General features: G+C 27.3%; 22 protein-coding genes and 2 tRNA genes. 11 read left to right on the top strand and 13 right to left on the bottom strand.

What is annotated here, in order from left to right; genetic code table 4:
* Positions 1-25: 25 nt before the first annotated feature.
* Complete coding sequence (locus SAM46_RS01390) at positions 26-1,285, bottom strand: MIP family Ig-specific serine endopeptidase (RefSeq protein WP_318635643.1); 1,260 nt, start codon at positions 1,283-1,285, stop codon at positions 26-28.
* 193 nt (positions 1,286-1,478) lie between these two features.
* Between SAM46_RS01390 and SAM46_RS01385 the strand changes: the two genes are divergently transcribed.
* On the top strand, positions 1,479-1,730 hold the full coding sequence (locus SAM46_RS01385; protein WP_318635623.1) for a hypothetical protein: 252 nt from the start codon (positions 1,479-1,481) through the stop codon (positions 1,728-1,730).
* A gap of 9 nt (positions 1,731-1,739) precedes the next feature.
* On the opposite strand, the gene SAM46_RS01380 is transcribed toward SAM46_RS01385, so the two are convergent.
* From SAM46_RS01380 to SAM46_RS01370, 3 genes are all read right to left on the bottom strand, one after another.
* Positions 1,740-1,958: a hypothetical protein gene (locus SAM46_RS01380; protein WP_318635622.1), complete on the bottom strand. Its 219-nt coding sequence runs from the start codon at positions 1,956-1,958 to the stop codon at positions 1,740-1,742.
* A 634-nt stretch (positions 1,959-2,592) separates the two neighbouring features.
* The gene (locus SAM46_RS01375; protein ID WP_318635621.1) at positions 2,593-4,083 is read right to left on the bottom strand and encodes a hypothetical protein; all 1,491 of its coding nucleotides are present in this window, start codon (positions 4,081-4,083) and stop codon (positions 2,593-2,595) included.
* 461 nt (positions 4,084-4,544) lie between these two features.
* Positions 4,545-4,679, bottom strand: coding sequence for a hypothetical protein (locus SAM46_RS01370; RefSeq protein WP_272936860.1), 135 nt, complete (start codon positions 4,677-4,679; stop codon positions 4,545-4,547).
* A gap of 238 nt (positions 4,680-4,917) precedes the next feature.
* On the opposite strand from SAM46_RS01370, the gene SAM46_RS01365 reads away from it, so the two are divergent.
* The 6 genes from SAM46_RS01365 (at position 4,918) to SAM46_RS01340 (ending at position 11,840) form a co-directional block, all read left to right on the top strand.
* Positions 4,918-4,993 (top strand) — tRNA-His (locus tag SAM46_RS01365).
* 109 nt (positions 4,994-5,102) lie between these two features.
* Entirely contained in the window at positions 5,103-6,083 is a 981-nt protein-coding gene (gene asnA / locus SAM46_RS01360; protein WP_078747073.1) for an aspartate--ammonia ligase, read from the top strand.
* Between the two features lie 223 nt (positions 6,084-6,306).
* Positions 6,307-7,350, top strand: coding sequence for a Dam family site-specific DNA-(adenine-N6)-methyltransferase (locus tag SAM46_RS01355; protein ID WP_078747074.1), 1,044 nt, complete (start codon positions 6,307-6,309; stop codon positions 7,348-7,350).
* Position 7,351: 1 nt separating this feature from the next.
* On the top strand, positions 7,352-8,128 hold the full coding sequence (locus SAM46_RS01350; protein WP_078747075.1) for a DNA-methyltransferase: 777 nt from the start codon (positions 7,352-7,354) through the stop codon (positions 8,126-8,128).
* Positions 8,121-9,032 (top strand): type II restriction endonuclease, encoded by a 912-nt coding sequence (locus SAM46_RS01345; RefSeq protein WP_078747076.1) that lies wholly within the window; start codon positions 8,121-8,123, stop codon positions 9,030-9,032. Before SAM46_RS01350 ends, SAM46_RS01345 begins: the two co-directional genes overlap by 8 nt.
* 51 nt (positions 9,033-9,083) lie before the next feature.
* Positions 9,084-11,840 (top strand): cation-translocating P-type ATPase, encoded by a 2,757-nt coding sequence (locus SAM46_RS01340; RefSeq protein ID WP_078747077.1) that lies wholly within the window; start codon positions 9,084-9,086, stop codon positions 11,838-11,840.
* A 33-nt stretch (positions 11,841-11,873) separates the two neighbouring features.
* Here SAM46_RS01340 and SAM46_RS01335 read toward each other — a convergent pair whose 3' ends face one another.
* Both SAM46_RS01335 and SAM46_RS01330 read right to left on the bottom strand, forming a co-directional pair.
* The gene (locus SAM46_RS01335; protein WP_078747078.1) at positions 11,874-13,238 is read right to left on the bottom strand and encodes a dihydrolipoyl dehydrogenase family protein; all 1,365 of its coding nucleotides are present in this window, start codon (positions 13,236-13,238) and stop codon (positions 11,874-11,876) included.
* On the bottom strand, positions 13,231-13,704 hold the full coding sequence (locus tag SAM46_RS01330; protein ID WP_078747079.1) for an Rrf2 family transcriptional regulator: 474 nt from the start codon (positions 13,702-13,704) through the stop codon (positions 13,231-13,233). The genes SAM46_RS01335 and SAM46_RS01330 overlap by 8 nt, the downstream gene beginning before the upstream one ends.
* 250 nt (positions 13,705-13,954) lie before the next feature.
* On the opposite strand from SAM46_RS01330, the gene rpmG reads away from it, so the two are divergent.
* From rpmG to nusG, 3 genes are read left to right on the top strand one after another with little or no spacing between them, the layout of a single operon-like run.
* The gene (gene rpmG / locus SAM46_RS01325) at positions 13,955-14,104 is read left to right on the top strand and encodes a 50S ribosomal protein L33 (protein ID WP_078747080.1); all 150 of its coding nucleotides are present in this window, start codon (positions 13,955-13,957) and stop codon (positions 14,102-14,104) included.
* Positions 14,104-14,391, top strand: a complete 288-nt coding sequence (secE, locus tag SAM46_RS01320) for a preprotein translocase subunit SecE (protein WP_078747081.1) — start codon at positions 14,104-14,106, stop codon at positions 14,389-14,391. Before rpmG ends, secE begins: the two co-directional genes overlap by 1 nt.
* Positions 14,392-14,404: 13 nt before the next feature.
* Positions 14,405-15,013: a transcription termination/antitermination protein NusG gene (nusG, locus tag SAM46_RS01315; RefSeq protein WP_078747082.1), complete on the top strand. Its 609-nt coding sequence runs from the start codon at positions 14,405-14,407 to the stop codon at positions 15,011-15,013.
* Between the two features lie 141 nt (positions 15,014-15,154).
* On the opposite strand, the gene SAM46_RS01310 is transcribed toward nusG, so the two are convergent.
* Both SAM46_RS01310 and tpiA read right to left on the bottom strand, forming a co-directional pair.
* Complete coding sequence (locus tag SAM46_RS01310; protein WP_078747083.1) at positions 15,155-16,150, bottom strand: hypothetical protein; 996 nt, start codon at positions 16,148-16,150, stop codon at positions 15,155-15,157.
* The gene (gene tpiA / locus SAM46_RS01305; RefSeq protein WP_078747084.1) at positions 16,140-16,886 is read right to left on the bottom strand and encodes a triose-phosphate isomerase; all 747 of its coding nucleotides are present in this window, start codon (positions 16,884-16,886) and stop codon (positions 16,140-16,142) included. Before tpiA ends, SAM46_RS01310 begins: the two co-directional genes overlap by 11 nt.
* A gap of 157 nt (positions 16,887-17,043) precedes the next feature.
* On the opposite strand from tpiA, the gene recU reads away from it, so the two are divergent.
* Positions 17,044-17,526, top strand: coding sequence for a Holliday junction resolvase RecU (gene recU, locus SAM46_RS01300; RefSeq protein ID WP_143826117.1), 483 nt, complete (start codon positions 17,044-17,046; stop codon positions 17,524-17,526).
* Here recU and SAM46_RS01295 read toward each other — a convergent pair.
* From SAM46_RS01295 to SAM46_RS01275, 5 genes are all read right to left on the bottom strand, one after another.
* The gene (locus tag SAM46_RS01295; RefSeq protein ID WP_078747085.1) at positions 17,523-17,819 is read right to left on the bottom strand and encodes an HU family DNA-binding protein; all 297 of its coding nucleotides are present in this window, start codon (positions 17,817-17,819) and stop codon (positions 17,523-17,525) included. The genes recU and SAM46_RS01295 overlap by 4 nt on opposite strands.
* 164 nt (positions 17,820-17,983) lie before the next feature.
* Positions 17,984-18,074: transfer RNA gene (locus tag SAM46_RS01290), tRNA-Ser, on the bottom strand.
* 179 nt (positions 18,075-18,253) lie between these two features.
* Complete coding sequence (locus SAM46_RS01285; RefSeq protein ID WP_078747086.1) at positions 18,254-18,727, bottom strand: DUF3899 domain-containing protein; 474 nt, start codon at positions 18,725-18,727, stop codon at positions 18,254-18,256.
* Entirely contained in the window at positions 18,720-21,101 is a 2,382-nt protein-coding gene (locus SAM46_RS01280; RefSeq protein WP_078747087.1) for an ATP-binding cassette domain-containing protein, read from the bottom strand. Before SAM46_RS01280 ends, SAM46_RS01285 begins: the two co-directional genes overlap by 8 nt.
* Entirely contained in the window at positions 21,094-22,143 is a 1,050-nt protein-coding gene (locus tag SAM46_RS01275; RefSeq protein WP_143826118.1) for an ABC transporter ATP-binding protein, read from the bottom strand. Before SAM46_RS01275 ends, SAM46_RS01280 begins: the two co-directional genes overlap by 8 nt.
* Between the last annotated feature and the right edge of the window lie 6 nt (positions 22,144-22,149).

The following is a 22,149-nucleotide window of genomic DNA, read 5'->3' as shown; positions in this document are numbered from 1 at the left end:
AATCTACTTGTTTCATAAATTTATATTATTCATGATTGTCTTTAAATATAGCGGTTTGATAGTTATTGCCATATATTTTATCTAAAGTTTCTTTATATGAATTGATTTGATGTGGAAATTTCTTTTTATTTCTACCATCAATTAAATTATATGGTTGTACATAAGCGTTTATATTATTAGATCAAAATGGTGCATTTAGACTAAAAGCAACATTTAATGAACGATAAGTAGTAATTCATTTATCATCATTATTTAAAACATTTTGAGTTCTATCTTTACCAAATAATAATCCAATTGGTAAATTAGATTCATTAACTACTAGTGAACCCGATGCACCCCCAACAATATCATATGGTGCAAGATTTTCATAAGCTAACCCATAGAATTTGCTTTTTTCTTCTTCATTAAATTGCACACCATGACTAGCAATTGGTTGTCCATTATAATCTACCAATGTTCGTCAAAAGTTTTGACTTACTTTTGGAATTACTTGATCAGTTGAATTTAATAAAGATTTATCGACATTGTATAGCAATCTATTTTTAGCATTTGCGACTATAAAAGGATATCCAGCAAAATAATCTCATTGTGGTCATTGTTGTAATTTAACATCACCAAAATATGAAGTTATATCTTCACTAACTTTATTAATTTTATTTATTGTATTAGGCGGAATAAAGTTACCATCTTCATCTCTTGTTAATACATTATTGACATATCAATTAACTGAACCATAATCCATTGTTGCATATGGTAGTGAATTAGTTTGCATTGGATAAGAGCCTGAAGCAAACCTTGCTATAGAAGTATCTAATGAAACTATAGCAGTATTTAATTTTTTAGTTAAATAGCGATTTTCATCTCTTATACGTCTATTTTCAACTATTTTGATTTTTCTTTCAGATAATGGTAAATTAGGATCAATAGCAGGTAATTTATTAAATTGTGCTATGTCAAAATCAAATTCCATTATTGCAAATTCTGTGTAGTATCTACCGTTGTATAAATTTGAAACAGAATCATCCATAAAATTATGTGCTAAAAATAAATTTCTAGGTCACATATCTTTATCTAATACCTTATAAGTAAATTTAGGATTAGAAGTATTATTTAAATCATATCTATCACTTAATGTTCCTAATCTAACTTCTATAACTTTTTTGTTTCTATTTGGTTGTTTATTAAATCCATAATCATTATCATGATACATTTCAATGGCGACATGATAATTTGTCGCAAAGAATAATTTATATTTAGTATCAGATTCCTTGTGGTAATCGAATAATCAAAGAGTTCCGGCTGTACTAGTTCCATCAGAAAAACTTCATATTAAAGTAAATGTTCTTGATAATATTGAATTTAAATAATCAGCATTCTTATCATAAGCTTTATTATGAGTATTATCTAATGTAAATCTTTTTAATGATGGATGTTGTTCATAATATTTATTTATTTCTTCTGTAGTTAAGACTTTATTATTGTTATCTTCTACTTTAGTTGGCTCTTCTACTTTAGTTGGCTCTTCTACTTTAGTTGGCTCTTCTACTTTAGTTGGCTCTTCTACTTTAGTTGGCTCTTCTACTTTAGTTGGCTCTTCTACTTTAGTTGGCTCTTCTACTTTAGTTGGCTCTTCTACTTTAGTTGGCTCTTCTACTTTAGTTGGCTCTTCTACTTTAGTTGGCTCTTCTACTTTAGTTGGCTCTTCTACTTCAGTTGGCTCTTCTACTTAGTTGGCTCTTCTACTCGAGTGGCTCTTCTACTTTAGTTGGCTCTTCTACTTTAGTTGGCTCTTCTACTTTAGTTGGCTCTTCTACTTTAGTTGGCTCTTCCACTTTAGTTGGCTCTTCTACTTTAGTTGGCTCTTCTACTTTAGTTGGCTCTTCTACTTTAGTTGGCTCTTCTACTTTAGTTGGCTCTTCTACTTTAGTTGGCTCTTCTACTTTAGTTGGCTCTTCCATTTTAGTCGGCTCTTCTACTTTAGTTGGCTCTTCTACTTTAGTTGGCTCTTCTACTTCAGTTGCTCTTCTACTTTAGTTGGCTCTTCTACTTTAGTTGGCTCTTCTACTTTAGTTGGCTCTTCTACTTTAGTTGGTTCTTCTTTTCTAGGTTCTTCTTTTCTAGGTTCTTCTTTTCTAGGTTCTTCTTTTCTAGGTTCTTCTTTTCTAGGTTCTTCTTTTCTAGGTTCTTCTTTTCTAGGTTCTTCTTTTCTAGGTCTTCTTTTCTAGGTTCTTCTTTTCTAGGTTCTTCTTTTCTAGGTTCTTCTTTTCTAGGTTCTTCTTTTCTAGGTTCTTCTTTTCTAGGTTCTTCTTTTCTAGGTTCTTCTTTCTAGGTTCTTCTTTTCTAGGTTCTTCTTTTCTAGGTTCTTCTTTTCTAGGTTCTTCTTTTCTAGGTTCTTCTTTTCTAGGTTCTTCTTTTCTAGGTTCTTCTTTTCTAGGTTCTTCTTTTCTAGGTTCTTCTTTTCTAGGTTCTTCTTTCTAGGTTCTTCTTTTCTAGGTTCTTCTTTTCTAGGTTCTTCTTTCTAGGTTCTTCTTTTCTAGGTTCTTCTTTTCTAGGTTCTTCTTTTCTAGGTTCTTCTTTCTAGGTTCTTCTTTTCTAGGTTCTTCTTTCTAGGTTCTTCTTTCTAGGTTCTTCTTTTCTAGGTTCTTCTTTTCTAGGTTCTTCTTTTCTAGGTTCTTCTTTTCTAGGTTCTTCTTTTCTAGGTTTATTTGGATTTCCTATATTTTTTATATCTTCAATTATTTTATTTGTTCTATTTTGTAAATTAATTAATTGATTTTTATATGAATTTAATATTTTGTTTAATTCTTGTATATTAGTTTTATTTTCAACATATTGTTTATCATATTGAATTTTTACTTGATTAAATTCATCATATACCCAATCAAAAACTCATGAATATTGAGTTACATTACTAGCTAAATATGATTTAAATTCACTTGTAGCTTGTTTGAATGGTTCATATTCAGCTTTTTGAAACCCTAATAATAAATATCCTTTTTGTAAGATCGGATTGATAAAAGATGCAAATTCATCAAATTGCTGCTTAATTGTTTTAAAATCAGCATTTGTATTTAAAGGTTCGAGTAAGTTTTTATTATTTTGTAAACTGGTTTGATATTCATTAATAAAAGGTTGAAAATTAAGAAAATATTTCAAGGATGAAATTTTTCTTTTATATTCAGATGTATATTTATCTACTCTTGGAATTTCATTTGAATATACATTGTACTCAGTAATATAATTAGAAATTTGATCTAAAACAGTATTTAATGATTCTTCAAAATTGGTTGGAGCTTGATTAGAAAAATTTTCTAAATTTTCCATTATATGTAAATATTTATCTTTAAATTGCTCTTGAAGTAAACTTCAATTAGATAAATATTTTATATTATATGATTCTTCAAAAATGAGTTTGATATTACTAAATATCGCATTATTATCTTGTAAATTATTTTTAAATATTTGAATAATATTATCTACTAATCATTTGGAATTGTCATAATTATTTGAATTTGTCTCGTAATCAGTATTGTATCAATTGTTATAGATACTTATTATTTGTTTAACATGATTTAAATTACTAAATTTTTGCTGAGCAAATGGATTATTTTGTATTCATTTACTAAAAGATTGTATTTTTTCTAAAAATGATTCATATATATTCATGTTAGGAATATATACCTTAACAAAAAGCTCCTCTAATTCATCATAATCATTTTCATATTGATCCACTTTTTCTCAATACTCGCTATCGGATTCTAGAGGCTTATTTTTTATTAAGTCTTTTTTAGTTTCTTTAATAAATTGCTCTATATCATTTAATTTTTCACCAACCACATTAGAGTAGTATTTATATTTGAGTTTATCAAAAACATCTTTTAAATTATTTAAGTTTGCTTCTAATCTCTCATATTTTGCAACCAATGATTCGGTATCATGCAACTTGCCTTTCCGTTCTTTTCTATCATTATCGGTGTAGTATGTTATAGCAAAAACTCCACCAATAATAGCTCCTGTACCTAAAAGAGTTACTAATAACCCTAATAGTGGGCGAGTCTTAAATCAATTCTTTTCATCTTTCATATACAAATTATATTATCTATTTGTAATATTTAGGCAAACTAGAATAAATAAAATTATATTGAGAAAATTCGAAAAATATTAACACAAAAAACATATTGAAGTAATAACAAATATTCTTAACACCACAAAATACTACTATTAGAGACGAGTTTATAAAAGCATATAAAATTACAGTTGAAAAATAACAACACCCTACATAAGAATGTTGATAGAGGCAAGAAGTTCCTTTCGTTCGTTTTCTAAGTCATTGATTTTAGTTTTATTTTCCTAAATTGTTTTAGTATGAAATATATAGCAACTGAGTAAGTAGAGCAAACAATAACTGTGATTATAAATCAAAAGGTAGTTGTACCTAGGTTATCATATCACATATCGTGCTGCCACATTCCAGTTTGAAAAGCTAAAATATTACCATTAGCTGGTATAAGCATTGCCATAAAACTAAATAACATTATGACTATTTATAAAGCAGAAAATATAAGAGCAGGAATTAAGATAAAGTTATTAACTTTAGTCAATTTTAAAGCTTGTAATCTTTTTAATTTTATCTCTTGCATAAGAGCATTAACTTTTTGTTGTTTTTCGTTTTGTTCCATATAAAAATCATACATTATAAGCAAGTAAGGTAGGTAGTATGTCAAAGCATAATTTAACTAGTAATTAAAATATTGATTCTCCACTAAATGTCTAATTTCCTTATTGAAATTAATGTTGATTAAATTTTACAAAAATTATCTAATTAGTGGAAGACTATCTTTTTAATTTATAGAACAAATTTTGTAAAAATTATATTTGGAAATTGAATGCTTTCCTTTATAATATATGTACTAATTGGCGAATGTGGTGAAGTGGCTAACACAGCGGGTTGTGGTCCCGTCATTCGCGGGTTCGAATCCCGTCATTCGCCCCATATGAGAACAAGGTTGCAAGTAGCAACCTTTTTTCTATACTTTTGCACCTTATGCTATTTATATAATATAATTTATACATTAATACTATATATTAGGAGAAAATGAATAATGTACCATTCGAAATTAAATGTTAGACAAACACAAAGTGCTATTCAAGATTTAAAATTATATTTTCAGGAACAATTAAAAGTACATCTTAACTTAACTAGAGCTACTGCTCCGTTATTTGTTTCACACTCATCAGGATTAAATGATGGATTAAACGGTGAGGAACCGGTATGATTTTTACCAAAAGATAAAGACGAAAGACTTGAAGTTGTTCACTCACTTGCCAAATGAAAAAGAGATGCTTTAAAGAAATATAACTTCTTGCCTTATGAAGGTTTATATACAGATATGAATGCAATTAGAAAAGAAGAAGATTTAGACGGCTTGCATTCATATTATGTTGACCAATGAGACTGAGAATTAGTGATTCTACCACAAGATAGAAACTTAGATTACTTGAAGAAAATCGTGAAACTAATTTACGATTCATTAAAAGTAACTAAAAAATTACTTAAATTAAAATACTATCAATTAGAAGAAGAAATGCCGGAACAAGTATTTTTCATTTCTGCTCAAGAATTAGAAGATATGTATCCAGATTTAGATATTAAAGAAAGAGAAAACGCAATTGCTAAAGAACACGGTGCTGTATTTATTTATGGTATTGGATATAAAATGAAATCTGGATTAATTCATTCAGCTAGAGCTTTTGATTATGATGATTGAAAATTAAATGGAGATTTAATTGTATATTCAAATGTAATAAATCAAGCTATTGAACTTTCTTCAATGGGAATTAGAGTTAATTCAGAATCTTTAGTCACACAAAGTGGATTTGACAAGGAACATGTTAAAGAATTATCACCATATCACAAAAATGTGATAGATAACAAATTACCACTTACAATTGGTGGAGGAATTGGACAAAGTAGAGTTTCTATGTATCTACTTGAAAAAGCTCATATTGGAGAAGTTCAAGCATCACATTGGCCAGAACAATATCGCGACGAAATGAGTGAAAAAGGAATTGAATTACTATAGAATTATTTTTTTAGATAATATAAACTCAATTAATATTGAAATCAAGTTAGTGATATTTATTGTAACTAATAATCAGAATTAACCAACATTACTATAAATAAGTAATTTTGGTTATTTTTTAATCAATTATTAAATTATTATTGAATACTAATATCACAAAAATATTTTAATATTAATTTGTGTGCTTTAACTCACAATTAGTTATAATACTTTCAGAGGATTTATGATACAAAAACAAATAGGTGAAAATATAAAAAAACAAAGAAAAATTCTAAATATGAGTCAGGAATTATTTGCTGATATAGTAAATATTGATAGGGCACAGATTTCAAAAATAGAATCCGGTAAAATCAATATGACAATTGATACCTTGCACCGAATTTCAAAAGCCTTAGGTACAAAATTATCAGATTTAGTTTCAATAAGTGAAGATTTTATTTTACCTAAACCATTTGTTAAATGAGCAGGTGGTAAAACACAGGTCTTAAATGAAATCTTAAAACTAGTTCCTAAAGATTTTAATACTTACTATGAACCTTTTATTGGTGGCGGAGCATTATTATTCTCATTACTTCCTAAAAAAGCAGTAATAGGTGATATTAATAAACATTTAATAGCTTCATATAAATGTTTTAATGATAGTAATTCAATGATAAATTTGATTAAATTATTACATAATCACCAAAATAAACATAGTGAAGAGTATTTCTATTTAATAAGAGAACAAGATAGAGAAGATAACTTTTGAAACAAATCTAATGAACAAATAGCAGCTAGATTAATATATTTAAATAAAGCTTGTTTTAATGGACTATATAGAGAAAATTCTAAAGGTTATTTTAATGTTCCATCTGGTAAAAAAGATAAAGTTGTTGCATATAGTTATGATAACTTTAATGCTATTAGACAATATTTTGCAAATAATAAAATTCATATAATGTCAGGTGATTTTGAAAAAATAATATCAAATGCTAAAGCAAATGATTTTATTTATTTAGATCCTCCATATGATGTATATCCAGATAAAAATGGATTTGTTAATTATGGAAAAGATGGATTTAGTGAAAAAGAGCAAAGAAGACTTGCGGATGTCTTTAAAAAATTAGATAAACAAGGATGTTATGTTATGCTATCAAACCACAATACACCACTAATCAATGAGTTATATGAAGGTCATAATATAAAAGTCATTAAAGCTAAAAGAATGATTAATTCTAAAGGTTCAGGTCGCGGTAATGTGGAGGAAGTAATAATTACTAATTATTAATATGAAACCATATTTTAAAGATTCTAATTTTACTTTATATAATGATGATTGTATAGATGTATTAAGTAAATTGCCACCTAAGTCTATTGATATGATATTTGCAGATCCGCCTTATTTTTTATCAGGTAATGGAATTTCATGCCAATCAGGTAAACAAGTTTCGGTATATAAAGCTTCATGAGATGAAATCAAAACTATAGAAGAAAAAATCACATTTAATCGTGCTTGAATCACAAAAGCTAAAGAAGTATTAAAAGATGATGGGACAATTTGAATTTCAGGTACTTATCATAATATTTATGGCATTGGTGTATCCTTAGAACTCGAAGGCTTTTCAATTCTTAATAATATAACATGACAAAAACCTAATCCGACTCCTAATTTAGGATGTAGATGCTTTACTCATTCTACTGAAACAATATTATGAGCTAGAAAAATAATTAATAATAAAAAAGCTGCTCATTATTTCAATTATGATTTAATGAAACAAATTAATGATAATAAACAAATGAAAGATGTTTGAACCATTAAATTACCTTCTAAAAGTGAGAAAACTTTTGGAAAACATCCAACACAAAAACCATTTGAATTACTTGAAAGAATAATTTTAGCATCTACAAAAGAAAACGATATTGTCCTAGATCCATTTAATGGCAGTGGTACAACTGGTATAGCTTGTATAAAACTAAATAGAAAATATATTGGAATTGACACAGATAAAGATTATTTAGAGTTGAGTATAAAAAGATACAATAATATTAAGGACAACAATGATTAATAAAGATTTTAATGAATGATTTTCTAACTTCAAAGAAACAATATCAGACTATAAATATTTTATTGATTTTGACAAAGTCTATTCAAATGTAAATAAAATTAAAATTAAGTTACAACTATTTAATTCATTAATTGGGACTGACAATATTGAAAATGATTTTAGAGAATTGTGCTTATCATACCCTGAAGTAGTATCTGTAATACCATTATTATTAGCAGATAGAAATGATGTATTAAAATGTCTAGATAATAATGATATAAAAGTATTTAATTTTCAATTTAATAAGAATAACATGAGCAGTTTAGAAATTAATCAATATCTTGATAACTTAGTTCATTTCATGAATGAAACAGGATTATTTTACTTATTGCAAAATTCTATTATCACAAATGTTGTTGATTTTGCAATTGGAATTGAGACTGGATTAAATTCTAATGCTAGAAAAAATCGTGGTGGACACATGATGGAAAATTTAGTTGAAGAATTTATTACAAAAGCAGGATTTATTAAAGATGTCAACTATTTTAAAGAAATGAATGCTTCAATTCTCAAGGATAAATTTAATATTAATTTAAATATATCTGACAAAAATAAAGCTAATAAACGATTTGATTTTGTATTGTTAATTAATGATGTAGTGTATGCTATTGAATGCAACTTTTATGCAAGTAGCGGTTCTAAACTAAATGAAACTGCTAGAAGCTATAAAATGCTATTTCAAGAAACTAAAGATATTGAAAATTTCAATTTTATATGAATAACTGATGGATTAGGATGAAAAAATGCCTTATCTAATCTTCGTGAAACATATATAAATTCAGAGAATATATATAATATTAGCGATTTAGAAAACGGTTTATTTGAATATTTACATAATCAAATTGATAATGATGACTATAAATAATAATTTAAATAATAATTAAGAATATAATTATTCAAATTTAGAAAGGATTAAATGGAGAATTTATTAGATACAGATTTAACTTCTGGTTTATCACAAGAAGAAGCACAAACTCGAATTGCTTCACTTGGTGAAAATACTATTAAAACCAAAAAACGTGATAGTGTTTTCATCATCTTTTTAAAACAATTTAAAGATTTTATGATCATTTTACTTTTAATTGCTGCTACATTTTCATTTGCTGTTGCTATTTCTGATCATGTTGTTGGAAATTTAAAAACAAAAGGTGAAATTGCTGTTGCTTACATTGAGCCATTTATTATACTACTGGTAGTAGCATTAAACTCAATGCTAGGCACTTATCAAGAGATTAAAAGTGATCAAGCTGTACAAGCATTAGCTAAAAGCAACGAACTTTATGCAAAAGTTATCCGTGATGGGAAAATGGTGTCTATTCCATCATCACAAGTTACACTAGGAGATTTAATTGTAATAGAAGCAGGAGATATGATTCCTGCTGATGCTCAATTAGTTGAAGCTTTTTCACTTTCAGTAGTTGAATCAGCAATTACAGGAGAAGCTTTAGCGGTTGATAAAAAAGTAGGAGAAATTCCTAATATTGAACAATTACCTCTTGGGGATAGATATAACACACTCTTTTCAGGAACATATTGTGTTGCTGGACGTGGTATAGCTATAGTTACAGCAATTGGAAAAAATACTGAAGTTGGAAAAATTAATTCAAGCATTCAAGAACAAAAAATGCCTAAAACACCACTTCAAATTAAATTAGATAAATTATCAAAAATATTTGGAATAGCTGGAGTTATTTTATTATTTGTTACAACTATTCTTCAAATTGTTCTTACAGGGGCATTTTCACATAATTGAGCTGAAGCTAAACTTTATTCAGAAGCATTTAAAATTGGTATTTCATTAGCGGTAGCTGCTATACCAGAAGGTTTAATTACCTTTACTACTGTGCTACTAGCTATTGGTGTAGCTAGAATGACAAAAGAAAATGCAATTATTAAAGCTTTTCCTGCAGTTGAATCACTTGGATCGGCTTCAGTAATATGTACTGATAAGACAGGAACATTAACAGAGAATAAAATGACTGTAGTTAAATTCTATGATGCTAGCGGTCATAATAATGAATTAAATAAATCACAAGCATTAGGAAGTTTTGTTGCTTGTTGTGATGCTGAAGTTACTATAGATGAAAGTGGAAATTATGTTGAAGTTGGCGATCCAACCGAAACAGCAATCTTAAGATTTGGATTGCAACAAGGTAACTCAAAACAAGAGTTTTATTCAAAATTCAAAAAACTTTCTTCACTGCCTTTTGATAGTGATAGAAAAATGATGTCGGTGTTAATTAAAGCACCAAATGGAGCTCATATACTAATTACTAAAGGTGCTCCTGATGTGATATTTTCAAGATGTGATAATTTACCACAAAAAGTAATAGAAAAAAATGAACAATGGGCTAATGGTGCTATGAGAGTTATAGCTGTAGCTTACAAAATACTTCCTAATGATAAATACGAAATAGCAAATAGTGATGAAAACAATTTAACATTCTCAGGATTAGTTGGATTAATTGATCCACCTAGAGATAGTGTTAAAGCAAGTATCCAAGAAACTCGAGAAGCTGGTATTAAAACAGTAATGATTACAGGGGATCACTTAACAACAGCGGTTGCTATTGCACGTAGTTTAGATATTTATCGTGAAGGCGATAAAGCTATTGATGGAATTGCTTTAGCTCAAATGAGTGATGAAGAACTAGCTGCTCAAGTTGAAAAAATATCAGTGTATGCTAGAGTAAATCCATCAGATAAGCTTAGAATAGTAAAAGCTTGACAATCACATGATAAAGTTGTTGCTATGACTGGAGATGGTGTTAATGATGCTCCAGCATTAAAAGCAGCTGAAGTTGGTTGTGCTATGGGTATAACTGGTACTGATGTATCAAAACAAGCGGCTGATGTTATTTTAACCGATGATAACTTTAATACTATAGTAAGAGCTATTAAATCAGGTAGAGAAACATTCATTAGAATTAAAACAGTTATTTTAAACTTATTAGTTTCCTCATTGACTGAAATTATTGTAATGTTAGTGGGATTATTCTTATTTAGATTTATTTTTAAAGATCAAATTAATTCAGCTGAATTTATTGTCTTAACTGCTGCTCAATTGCTTTGAATTAATTTACTAACACATGGATTACCAGCTATTGCTCTAGGTATGATACCAAGTGATGTTGATGTAATGCATCAAAAACCAATTAACAAGAGACAAAGCTTATTTGCTAATGGATTAGGAAAACGTTTGATTATTCATAGTGCAATACTATCATTTGCAGCATTATCATCATACTTAATAGTCGGATTATATGCAAAATCACAAGATATAAATGGGAAAAACTTTGTTGAATTAACTTCATCAGCTACATTTATTACTTTAGGAATTGGTTCAAGTATAAATTCACTTAACTTAATGTCTACTAATTCAATTTTTAAATGTTCATTTAAAAAATACAAATTAGTTTATTTAGCAAGTGCCTTTAGTTTAGTTTGCATGATACTAACAGCATTTATACCAGGAATAAATCAATTATTTGGAAACATTGATATAATGACATTTGATAAATTTTACTCACCTGTATATTGATTAGTACCAATATTACTTGGATTTATTCTAATGATTTGTGTTGAGTTCTATAAACTACACAATCATTTACAAGCAAAGAAAAAGAATGTTCAAGATACTAACATAGTAAATGCTTTACCAGAAAGCGAATAAAAATACAGCCGATAAAGGCTGTTTTCTTATATCTTAAAATTCGTTTAAATTCTCAATAAAGATTGGATGTGTATAAATAAAGTTTTTTAAGTCCATAAATTTAATCTTATATACCATAGCTAATGAAATAATATTAATCATTTCGGCTGCTTCATAATTAAATAATGTAGCTCCAATAATATATCCCTTTTCATCAACTAATATTTTATTAAATCCTCTTGTTTCATTTATCACGTGAGCTTTCGGCATAGCTGCTGTAGCTAATCTACGAACTTCATATTTGATGCCTTGTTTATCAGCTTCTTTTTCATTTAACCCTACACGTGCATATGCCGGATCAATAAACATACTTCATGGAACTACAGGACGATTATTTGTAGTTCTATCATTATTTTGGTCCAATAATTGAGGCAGTACAATACGAGAATCATCTAGAGAAATATATGTGAAAAATGCCCCACCTTTACAATCTCCTACAGCTCAAATATTATTTGTTGTTGTTTTTAAGTTTTCATCTACTTTGATTGCACCATTTTGCATTTCAACACCAGCTGATTTAAGATTTAATCCTTCAACATTAGGAATTCTACCAATAGCAACTAAAATTGCATCGAAATAATCTTCTCATTCTTGACCATCAACTTCTGCTTGTACCTTAGTGCCTTTAGCATAGTCTTTAATTAAGGTTAAATTAGCATTAGTGATAAATATAATTCTTTGAGCTTCAAGTGCTTTTTTAACTTCATCTGCATCAGATTTGTCTTCTGAAGGTAAAAAAGAATCATGTGGAGAAAGCACTGTAACTTTTGAACCAAAGTTTGCATACATACTTGCAAATTCAAGTCCAATGAATCCTGATCCAATTACTAATAATTTCTTAGGTAATTCAGTTAAATCTAACATTCCAGTGCTATATAGTACTTTGTGAGATTTAATTTTAACACCTTCTAATAAACGAGATCTAGCACCTGTATTGATAACAATTTTATCTCCGTAAATAACTTCTTGTTTTTTACCATTGCCAATAACTACTTCATGTTGCGATAAAAATGAAGCTTCGCCTATATAAGTGTCAACATTAGGTTTGCTATCTAAAACATTAAAGTTCTTTTTATTTAAGAGTTTAACAAAGTCTCTTTTGTGCTTCATAGCAGCTTGATAATATTGTTCTTTTTTGATTCAAGGGAGTTTAACATCAAGTTTTCTTGCTTGATTTTCAACCTTCGCGCTGTGAACTAGTGCTTTTGTTGGTAAACAACCAATATTAATGCAAGTTCCACCAAACATTTTTGGATCTTTTTCAATTATAGCTATTTTTTTGCCATGAGCTGAGAGTTTAGCAGCAAGAGTTTTACCACCTTTACCCCAACCAATTATTATTACATCATATTTATTCATTTGCTTGTCCTTTCTTCAAGATCTCACTTTCAAATTGAGCAAGATTCTTGCGAGATAATTCTAGATAAATTAAATTATTAAGTGAAGTAATTAATTCCTGTTCTACTGCTTGAATATTTTTAGAGATAATACAATTTGAATTTTGCATTCCACTAAACCATGAATTATTTATTAAATTTAAATTAAGCAAGTCCAGTAATTTACTTAATTTAATTTCACTTAAGTTTACAGCAAGTTGGTAACCACCATCTCTGCCGCGCGTTTTTTTGATTCAGTTAGTTTCATCCAATGTTCTTAATATTTCACGGACTTTAACTGGATTTATATCAACGTTTTTTCCTATTTCTGCACTACTCATTGCTTGCTTCTTATGGCCAAGTATAGTTAAAATATGGATTAATGATATAAAATCACTAAAGCAATGTTTTGTTTTTGTATTTGTATTTTTATATGTAATATTTTTCATTACATATATTGTATAGCAAAAAAATAAAATATTGTAATATTTTTTTAGTAAAAATATACTTTTTATGAATATGGAATTAATAAAAATCAGTAAGGATAAAATTATTCAATTTATATCTAAAATGCATTCTAAAATTAGTCATATTTTTATCAGTTTAATTAACTGTAAATGTAATAATTTTGTAAATTAAAACTATGATATGGTTAAATTAAAAGTATCTAAATTTAGGAACTTATGATAAAATAAACATATGAAAAATAATAAAGTATCACTAGCTTGTGAATTGTGCCGTAAAAAGAATTATGTCACAGACAAAAGTGCAGGAAATCCTGGAAGAATTGAAATTAAAAAATACTGTCCACGTTGTAAAGTACACTCACTTCATAAAGAGGAAGTATAATGACTGAAAATAATCTATCAAATACATCATTGCAACAACCAGATACCGATACCTCTGTTGTTGTTGAAGATAAAAAACCTTCACTAAAAGAAAGATGAAAAGAGCGTAAAAAAAGATATTTCTTTAGAAAAGTTGTTAAAGATATTAAACGTGTTAGATGACCATCACCAAAAGAAAATTGAAAAAATCTTGCAATTATACTAGTATTTACAATTCTCTTTGCTTTATTTGTTTATGGTGTAACTATAGGGTTTACACAATTATGATCAGTAATTCATGCTGGTTAATTAAGGAGTAATTATGAATTCAAATTTTAAATGATATATGATTTCAACAATTCGCGGAAAAGAAGAACAAGTTCTAGAGGCTTTAAGAAACAGAATTATTGCTGAAAATGTTGCTGAATCATTTAATAATGAAGCTACTGAAAATGGTGCTTTTAAAATGTTTACTAAACCAACATTAACGCCAAAAGAAATGGAAAAGAAACGTCTAAATGAACCATACAAAATCAAATATGTAAATATTTATCCCGGATATATATTTGCAAACATGGATATGACAGATGAAGCTTGATACGTTTTGCGTAACACACAATATGTTACTGGTATTATCGGATCATCAGGTAAGGGAGCAAAACCTACACCTGTATCTAATAGTGAAATTAGAAAGATGACTAAAGCAGAAGTTGAATATCAAAAAATGTTTAATGAAGGTAAAAATCTTCTTGATTTAAAACTTGGAGATTTAGTTGAAGTTATTGATGGGCCTTACAAAGGTGAAATTGGCCCAATCTCTTTACTTGATATTGATAAAGATATTGCGATTGTTGAACTTGAATCATTCGGTAAAAAAGTTAAAGTTGAATTTGCTATCGAATTGTTAAAACCTAGTGATACATATTTATAGAATAATTAAAATACACTCCTTAATTGGAATGTATTTTTTAATTACTTTATGTTCAAGTTAATATCTTTATTTCGCATTTTGTGCAATTGATAATAACTATAAATAGTAAATGGAGCGAATACTGCACTAAATGTAAAATTGTTATAGCTCAACTTTTTCTTTTCTGAGATTTTGCAATCTATCTTCAGTATTTTCAATCTTAAGTTCAGACCACATTATTGCTTCTTCAATTGTTGCAACATTTTCTGGAAGTGATTTCATAAAATTTAATAATGACTTAAGTTCTTGAATTTGATATTCAGTTGTTTTCTTAAGATTTTCAATATCTATATGTTGAGTTTTTTTCTTATCATCTAAAGCAAACTTCTTAAATCGTTTTAGTTGATTACGCTGTGAATGTAATTCTTGTGAGCTTTTTCCAATTCTTTGATTTATAGATTCTAATTTTCGACTACGGTCTAATATAATTTCTTGATTCTTATAGCAATAATCAAGTTTTATAACATCTTCTTTATTGTAATTAACAATTTCACTATCAATTGTTTGAAAATCTAATTGAGTAATACGAATTTTACCAGGCATTTTAAATTTATTAAATAAACATAGGCGAATATAACCTAAATAAGAACATGCAAATCCCGGTTCATTAAATTCTTCAATATTTATATCATCAAATTTTTCAGTCAATATTTTTTTAGTTTGGGGGAAATAATCAACATTTTCTAAATGTGGAACAATTATTTTTAAAGCAACTGGTCTACCTTTATGTCTTGATACATTAAAACAGTTTGTATTAAATAATTTATTTAAAATTACATTTTCCATTTCTGGATTTCAACCATAAAATTCAACTTTATTTTTAATATTTTGAATTGTTATTTCTTCTTTAGCTAATATTGAAATATCAGATAATAAATTACTTTTTAATTTATTAATATAAACACGGTATTTAAAGCTTTTAAAAGACATAATTGAAGTACGAGTCATAAAAGCTTTTTTAGGGTCATTATCGCGATAAATGCCAATGGTATAGCAATATGGTAAAAAACGAATATTAAGGTTAATTGGTAATCTTTTTAAATAATTATTAGTAATAGCTTCAAAATCAATAAAAACTTTTATTTTATTATCTTTCATTTAAAGCAACTTCCTTTAATATTGCATAAAATTGTTCAGGATTAAGTGATGCTTTACCGATTAAAAAGCCATCAATATCATCTTTATTAATTAATTTAACGACATTTGTTTCAGTAACACTACCACCATATAAAATATGACAATCTCTGCTCACTAATGAACGAATAAATTCAGATATATCTTGTGCTTGACATGAAGTAGCACATTTACCAGTTCCTGTGGCTCAAACAGGTTCATATGCAATTACATATTTATCCACCTCTAAGTCTTTTGTACATTCTAAAACTTGTTGTTTAATAACTTCTTTAGTAATCCCTAGTTCGAATTCTGATAAATTTTCACCAACACAAATAATTGGAATAATATCTTGCTTAATTAGCTCTTTAGCTTTAGCATTAATTAGCATATTGCTTTCTTTATGGTTTGCGCGTCTTTCATTATGACCAACAATAGCATATTTAACACCTAAATCCTTTAGCATACAAGCACTAATTTCTCCAGTAAATGAACCACATTCATTAGCTGAGACATCTTGAGCTACAAGTACGAAATTATCAATATTTATGTTTTTAAAAGCTGATAAATTAGTAAATGGAGATGCTATTCCAAATGAAATTTTACTTTGAAAAAGTTCTTTATCTTTTTGATAAAGAGCACTTATTTGATTAATAAAATCTTGAGCTTCTGAAAATGTAATATTCATTTTTCAATTACCAATAATTAATATTTTATTCATAATTACCTTCTTTATATATTTTATAGAATTTATCACTAATTAGTAATTATAAATTAGTCATATTTTCCTAATATATAGCAATATAGATTAATTTTACTACTTAAATATTAATAGTTTAAAAATAGTTCATAATATCAAAAAAATATATGAATATTGTATGAATAATAAAAATAAAGGAATGTTTCTTGAAACAATTATTAATCAAACAATTAACTATTATTGAAATGAAAATATTGCCTACATCGAGAAGAAATCAGTGCCCATAGAAATTAATAATATTAAACGAAAATCATCGCATACTTTTGTAGGTTCTTTTTCACTGCGTAAATCTACTGTAGATTATATAGGAATGTATAAAGGTCAATTTATTTGTTTTGAAGCTAAAAGTACAAATGAAAATAAGTTGGAATATCAAAACTTTAGACCACATCAACTTTCTTATTTAAGATTAATTAGCAATAATGGTGGAATCGCTTTTGTAATTGTATATTTTGCATTATATAATGAGTTTTATAAATTATCAATCCAATTTCTAGATCAACACTTTGCATATGCCAAAAACATTAAGTATGAAGAGATAAAGAAAAATTCAAGACCTATGATTCTTGAATTTCCTGGATATTTAAATATATTTAACTAAGCTTTAAAATCAACTAAATCACGTAAGTATTTAGATGGTGTATATTTAACAACACGTCTTTGTGGTACTTCGATGAAGTCTGGTTCTTTATCAGTTTTCTTGAATTTGTTTGTCATTGTTCTTGCTGGTTTAATAGATGTTGAGAAAATTCCGAAACGAGATAATCTAACTTTTTCTTCCATAATTAATTGTTCTTTAAGAACAAATACCATTGCATCAAAAATCTTTTCTACATCTTTTGGCATAAATTCTGAACGTTCAGCAACTTCATTGATAAATTCTTTTTTAGTCATATTTTTTATTCCTCTCATTAGGTTAATTTGTTGTTTATATCTATATTATAGAACAAAAAAATATTTTTTGTAAAAATATTATATTGCGGATGTGGAAATTTTTATTTTATTCCATATTACATGATCTCAAAAGGTATAAAAAAAACTAGTTACCTAGTTAAAAATGGCGGGACAGAGAGGATTTGAACCTCCGCGGGAGTTGCCTCCCCTATAGTCTTAGCAGGACCACCTCTTCAGCCTCTTGAGTACTGCCCCATATAGTGTTTATATTATATAATAAATCAAATAAAACATAGCGATTTTTTTAATAAATTTTGCTTTCTTTTACTCCTTTAAAATAACATTATTTTTCTTTTTTGCATTATATTATAGAGTTATTTGGTATTTTTAGTTGAATAAAAAAACGAACTCTTCTTTGAGTCCGTTATGCGATTTTAAGCATAAATAACAATGATAAAAACAATTGATATAATGAAATAAATTGTGCTTGCAAAAACAAATGGGAATTTGGTTTTTGGATGTAAAGCTTTTTGCAATTCTTGTTTTTTTCGAATTTCTTCCTTCTTTTCTAGATACTTTCTTTTATGTTCATTTGACATTTTTTTCAATTCTTTTTGTTCTCTAGAATCTGAAAAGTTATTTAATGCTATTTTAAATTTTGAAAATGTTTTTTCAAAATATCCTAATTTAATAATTAAAGCAAATAAACTAATAAGGAAAGTAACGAAAGCAGGAACAGAAAAAGCATCTATCATTTTTGCATAGTCTCAGTGTTGTTTATTGACTAAATAGAATGCTAAAACAATAGCAAAATAAATAATAAGATAAACTAAATTAATTAAATAAAATCGTAATGAACTTAACTCATTTTTGAGTTTAAGACCTGATTTATAAATAAACTTATTCATTTTTTCTTAATCATTTTGCTACTTGATCATCTGTTCCATATACATAATGTATTCCATCTTCAACTTCTTGTTCTACAGCAATATTTGGGAACATTTGTTCCTCAAGATATGAAAGTTCAAATTTAACATCTTGGAATTTTTCGTTAGCATTAGAAATTTTCGGAATAGCTTTAAATAAGTTAATTGTATATGGATGAATTGGATTAGCATAGATTGCTTCAGTTTTACCTGATTCAACAATTTTACCTAAGTGCATGATTTGAACTCTATCAGCGATATATTCAATCATTGAAAGGTCATGAGCAATAAATACCATACCAATATTTTTCTTTTTACATAAATCTTTTAATAAGTTAACAACTTGGGCTTGAATCGAAATATCAAGTGAAGCAATTGGTTCATCGGCTACAATTATTTTTGGCTCTGTGATTAAAGCACGAGCTATAACAATTCTTTGTCTTTGCCCACCTGAGAATTCATGTGGATAACGATAAGCAAATTGTTTTAGTAATCCAACATCTTCAAGCGCTTTATAAATAATTGATTGAGTATATAGGTTTGAAATTCTTTTCATTCTTAATGGTTGTCCTATGGCAACTAAGAAATTACCAAATTTACCTAATTTACGGTATCTTCTATCTTTAATGGTAATTCCCATTAATAAATAAACACTATAAAGGTTTTTATTTAAGTACTTACTTTCAATTTTGAATGATTTAATTCCGTTTAATCTATCTTCTACATTAGTTTGATAAACTTTAAGATCGATTTTTCTTTGTTGATACTTCTTGTAAGCTCTAGAATTTTTCTTAGAGTTTTCAAGCGGCTTAATAATTTCATTTTTAAAGAATTTAACGAAATTATCATTATTTTTCATAAATTCAGCAAAGACTTTTTTATCTCTAGCCTGAAGATCTGTTTCAATTGCACTTTGTGCAATAATTTGTTCTTGTAAATGTGCAATTCTTTCTTTATAACCAATTATGTATTTTTTAGATTCTTCGTCGAATAATGCCTGTGCTTTAGCTAATTCAGCTTTGGCTCTCATTCTATCTTCATAATAGTCAGGAGCATATCTAAATGATTCAATAATCATTTTGTTTTTCAATGAATTAATTTCTTTTTTAGATGATTGATATTTAGTTTTAAGTTGTTTTTCTAATTCACGAGATTTATTAATGTATTTAGATAAATCAAAGTTGTATTGAGTCTTAACAATTCCTTTTAATTCTTTAATTGAAGCTTTTGTTGAAGTATTAATATTTAATTTTGTTGCATAAAATTTTTGAGAATACATTTTAAAATCATCTGATAATTCAAGTAAATCTTCAAATGATAAGAATTTTAAGTATTTGTAATTCTTCTTAAGCTCTTTATATAAACGGTAATTAATTAAATATAACTTTAATTTATGGAAGTAGAAGTCTAAAAATGTTGTTGAATATGCATCATTTCTATGCATTCTATATTCATTTTTAACTTCAGCTAAAAAGTTTTTAATAGAAGTTTTTGAAATTTTAGCTGTATCTTTATAGTTTGTTTTATCTTCATCATAACTTGATTTAAGTGCTTTGTATTCAGTTTTTAAATCATAGTATTTTTGTGTATGTCAAAATAATTTCTTTTCATGAAGATATTTATTTTTAGCATTTTCAAGTTCAACTTCATCAAAATCAATTTTCTTGTTTCTGAAATCAGCCTGTTTTTCTTCGTAAAGTGCAATTAATTCTTCAGTATTTTTATACAAGTTATTAATTACTATTGAATTAATTTTAGTTCTTTCTTCTAAATATCCAAAATATGAGTTAAATTGGTCATCTAAATTACCTTTTGCATTAAAACTAATTTTGCCTGATAATTCTTCTCATTTTTTAATAAATGGTTCATGTAATTTATTTGATATTTCTAAATTCTTCAATTGGAATCTTAATGCATGTTCAATAAATGTATATCTGAAGTTTGATTTAACTTTCTTTCAATCAGATTTAATATCTTTATGTTTAGCTTTAATAATTCCATTAACAATTAAAGGTTCTTTTAAAATACTATAAATAGTATTTTGACCATTAAGCGAAGCCATTGGGTCTTGGAAAATCATTTGGATATTTTTGTGCATGAATTTCTTACGTTTTCTTGAAATTCTTTTTCCAGAAATAATTTTGCCATCTAGTCTAACAAATCCATTGTAATCATCATATAATCTTAAAAGCGATCTACCAATTGTAGTTTTTCCGGATCCTGATTCACCAATTAAACCAACTATTTCGCCTTCCTTTACATCAAAAGTTACATTATCTACAGCTTTATTTACCGCATTTTTATTTACGAAATATTTCTTTAGGTTAATTACTTCTAAAATAGTTTTCTTACTCATTAAATACCTTCTTAAAGCTTTCTAATCTTGCTTGTAATTCTTTTGATAATTGTACTTTTGGTGCATCCGGATGAAGTAATCAAGTAGCTGCATAATGACCTTCATTTACTTCGAATAATGGTGGTTCTTTTAAGAAATCAATTTCTAATGCATACTCATTTCTTGGAGCAAATGCATCACCTAATGGTAGATTGTTCATATCTGGTGGTGTTCCGTTAATAGAATATAATCTATCTTCTTTATTTTCAGGGATAGCTGAAATTAAAGCTCATGTATATGGGTGTTTTGGATTTGTAAAGATATCTTTTTTGCTTCCTCTTTCAACAATTTTTCCTGCATACATTACATAAATGTAATCACAGAATTTAGCAACAACCGAAATGTTGTGACTAATTAAAATAATTGTAATTTGGAATTCTTGTCTAATTTGTTCAAATAAGGCTAATACAGAAGCTTGCACAGTTGGGTCTAAAGCTGTAGTTGGCTCATCAGCAATAATTAAGCTTGGTTTTAAAGCCACTACCATTGTAATAACAACACGTTGCTTCATACCACCTGATAATGTATGAGGATACATATCAAATACTTGCTCAGCATTTCTGATACCAAATTGTTTTAGTAGCTTAACTAAGTATTCTTTTTTCTCATATAAATTTTTATCTTTTCATTCAGCATTTTTATTTAACGCATCTAACAATTGTTTTCCAATTTTTCTAGTTGGATTTAAAGATGTAAGTGGATCTTGTGGAATGTATCCAATTTTATGTCCACGAATGTTTTGTCAAAATGAATCTTTTTTACTTTGTAGTAAATCAATACCATCTATTTCCATTTTATTAGCTGTAACAAAAGCATTTTCATTAATATTAAGTAATGATTTAGAAGTAACAGATTTACCTGAACCAGATTCACCAACTATACCAATTATTTCACCTTTATTAATTTCTAAATCTACTCCACGCACGATAGTGATAAATTTATTACGTCTTAATTTAAATGAAACTTTTAAATTTTCGACTGTTAAAAGTCTTTCTTTTTCCATAATAAA

It is taken from the genome of Mycoplasmopsis verecunda, assembly GCF_033546915.1.
GTDB lineage: Bacteria > Bacillota_I > Bacilli_A > Mycoplasmatales > Metamycoplasmataceae > Mycoplasmopsis > Mycoplasmopsis verecunda.
Note: the sequence above shows the minus strand (reverse complement) of the source record. Positions and strands in the feature narration are given on the sequence as shown.